Genomic DNA, 3,231 nt, shown 5'->3' on the forward strand with positions numbered 1-3,231 from the left:
ATCGATAAAATTTATTCCTTTTTCCAAAGCTGTGCGTATAAGTTTTGCTCCTTTTTCAATAGGTATATTTGCCTGCATAGGTCCTATGGGCAATGCACCAAAACATAATTCAGTTACTTTGATCCCTGTCTTTCCTAATGAATATTTTTTCATATTCTATAAATCCTTTCTGTAAAAGTTTAATAAAGAGTTATCTTAAAATTTTAAATTGCTAATAGTTTCAGAAAAATATCTTCTATTTTTTATTCTCTTAATATTTCTACAACTTTTTTCAAAGTATCATCTGTGCCAACATTTCCCGGAAAAATAATGTAAGGTAGGCCTGGGAAACGACTTTCAGAACCTAATTTCCACACAGGAATTCCTGGTTGAATTTGCCCCATTACCATTGCTCTTCTTACATTAAGGCCTTTTACTCCAATATCACTGGAGGTAATTCCTCCCTTTGCCACAAGAAAACCTGGCTTTATTTTAAGAGCCTGCACTACTTTAACCAACCCCTCTGAAACGCGAGAAGAAAAAATGAGATTTTTATCACTATTTTCATTTTGCGAATTGTTTCTATAATACTCCCGTGAAGTATAAATACAAACATCATTTCCGAAATTAAATCCTTTTTTAACTTCAGACATGACTCTATCGACTTCTACCTTTAAATACTTTTGGGTTTTTGCTTGACTAACATCCCATTCTATCCAAATTAGATTAGAAAGCTCGCCTAATTTTTTCATTTGTTGGGTAGTTTTTTGGACATATGAACCGATAATAATTAAACCTGGTATAGAGGGTTTTCCTTTTGGATACAAAGTTTCTTTGGTTAAAAGGGGTTTCGGAGTGATTCCGCCAATTACCTGCACAAAGGAAGCTGCAGTGCGAAAAAGAAAATTTTTTCCCTTGTTTATACTTTCAGATAAGGCTATCAAAAATACTTTTATATCAGTGTATTCTAGAGCATTTACAATTACTTTATTGAAGTTCTTTACTTCTAAAAGTTTATGCAGTACTCCCTTTATATCTTTTGCTCTTAACATTTTTAAGGAAATACTAATAACTTGATCTGCGGGATATTGCCCAGCAGTCTTTTCTTCTATCCATTCTTTTAGATTTGAAGCCACATATACAAAAACACTATCTAGCGCAAATTCTGTCTGGCCTATCGGCACCAATACGGCCCCTTCTTTAATATAATGTATATCATTAAAGGTAAATCGTCCACCTTCTAAAAAGAAAGGAATGATTATCTCTCCATCTATTTCTTCCTCCTTTTTTAATTCATCGTAAATTGTTTTTGTTTCGAGTGGATAGTGGCCTCTAAGAGTAGAATCACTTCTAGAAATAAGTAAAAACTTTTTTCCCTCCTCTAAGGCAATCTGTTTTAAATCCCTAGCTAATTGTTTATGGAGTCTTTGTGTTTCAAGAGCAGTTAAAGCACGTGAGTTAGTAAGAATGTATGTTATCTTATATTTATCTTTCATTATTTGTCTTAGGGTAGAGAAATCCCAAGAAGTATAAACTGGTATAGAGTGTACTGTCTGTATTCCTGTAGGGTCATCATCTAAAACAATAATTTTTCTCTTTATGCTGTCTACTGCATTTAACCATTCCTTATTTATTTTATTCTCGGGAATAGTAGGAGAAAGTTCTTTAGCAAAATTATTCCAATCTAAACTTTTTTCGTTCATTCATTTTAATCCCAATTTTTATATTATAAGTTACTTCTATAAAAGTAATTCTTTAATTAAAAACAATAGGAATTGAAATTATTAATCGTCTATAATAATAGTTTTACGTTTAACCTGTGGATCTTTAAATTTGTCTTCAACATCAGTTAACTTTGAGGAAATACTCCAAACAATTGCCCCTGCGGGACCAGCTTGAAACCAGTGCCAGATATTTGGTGAAATGATATACTGATCGCCAGGATGTATCACAATTTCATGCCAGATATCAATATATTTTTTTCGATGTGAGGGGGGGGTTGCTTTTGGATTACGGGTTATGCTCCCAGGAACTACTAAATAAAAGTCTCCCCATTGGCCCCTAATAACTTCAGTTTTACCGGGAAATTTTTCTTTTTCTAAGGGAGGATGTTTATGTTCAGGAAAAAATTGATTTGGTTTTAAAATAAGAAGTTTTGCACCAACCCACTCCGTACTAAACAGAGAGAGGATATGAAGGCCAGTAATATGAAATTCATTCAAACCGAGATCTGCAATTTCAATAGAATTAATTTCTTTATTTTTGACAATCATGCCTGAATCTTTCACAAAATTCCAAGCCCAATCACAAGCTTTTTCCCACTCGCTTCTCATAATCATATGGTACTTTCCCTTTTTTCTAAAATTAATTATAAAACAATAAAAATTTATATATTATTTCTGGGGAAATAGTAGTCATTAAAATATTAATAACTTCTATTAATATTTTAAATGTTTGGTTTTTAAAACTTCTCTTGATTTTAGGTGATGTGACATAATTAATCCCTGGGCTTTTTGACCATTACGTTCCAGGATTGATTTTATAATTTCCCTATGCTCTGCAAGAGTTTCTTCGGGGGGTCTTATTAGGCCTTTTTGATAACTTTTCATAATAAAATTAAAGTTTTTATTAAAATCTATTATGATAGAATTACCACATAGATTTATAATTTTTTCATGAAATTCCTGGTCTGTTTTTAAATAAAATTTACTTTCTTCTTCGTCCAATGGAAGTATAAATTTATTAAAGAAATTATTAAATTCTTTTAATTTTTTATCAGAAAGCTCATTAATACACAATCTAATTGCTATTCCTTCAAGTCCAGCCCTAACCGCAAAAAATTCTTTTAGCTCTTCAAAAGTTAATTTTTTTACAAAATAACCAGACCCATTTACTTTATCAATAAACTTTTCTCCGGTAAGTCGATTTACCACTTCATTAACGGGGGTAATACTTACTCCCAAAATATTGGCAAGTTCTATCTTGTTAATTTTTTCTCCCGGGATGAGTGCTCCATCAAGGATCATTTTTTTAACTTTTTCATAAACTAAATCAACTAAACGGTCATTTTTAATTTTGGCCATCTATTTCGCCTAACTTTCTCTAATTTTTTCCTTTATTCTTCCTTTTGAGTCAATAAGATGAAAAAACATCATCTTATCGGCAAGGTCAGCATTGTGCTCTTTAATTGCATTATATATTGTAATATGTTCTTCTAAGCTTTGATGTGGGTCTTTCAATAAACCCTCTAAG

4 protein-coding genes are annotated in these 3,231 nt (G+C 31.6%); all 4 read right to left on the bottom strand.

Going from position 1 to position 3,231, the window contains the following annotated elements; genetic code table 11:
- On the bottom strand, positions 1–153 hold a 153-nt coding region (locus ENO17_09285), incomplete at its 3' end, for an aldo/keto reductase (GenBank protein ID HER25227.1).
- An 89-nt stretch (positions 154–242) separates the two neighbouring features.
- The gene (locus tag ENO17_09290; protein ID HER25228.1) at positions 243–1,682 is read right to left on the bottom strand and encodes a hydroxyacid dehydrogenase; all 1,440 of its coding nucleotides are present in this window, start codon (positions 1,680–1,682) and stop codon (positions 243–245) included.
- Between the two features lie 81 nt (positions 1,683–1,763).
- Positions 1,764–2,318, bottom strand: a complete 555-nt coding sequence (locus tag ENO17_09295; protein HER25229.1) for a D-lyxose/D-mannose family sugar isomerase — start codon at positions 2,316–2,318, stop codon at positions 1,764–1,766.
- Between the two features lie 99 nt (positions 2,319–2,417).
- On the bottom strand, positions 2,418–3,062 hold the full coding sequence (locus tag ENO17_09300) for a GntR family transcriptional regulator (GenBank protein ID HER25230.1): 645 nt from the start codon (positions 3,060–3,062) through the stop codon (positions 2,418–2,420).
- Positions 3,063–3,231 lie beyond the last annotated feature (169 nt).

This window comes from Candidatus Atribacteria bacterium (assembly GCA_011056645.1).
GTDB lineage: Bacteria > Atribacterota > Phoenicimicrobiia > Phoenicimicrobiales > Phoenicimicrobiaceae > Sediminicultor > Sediminicultor quartus.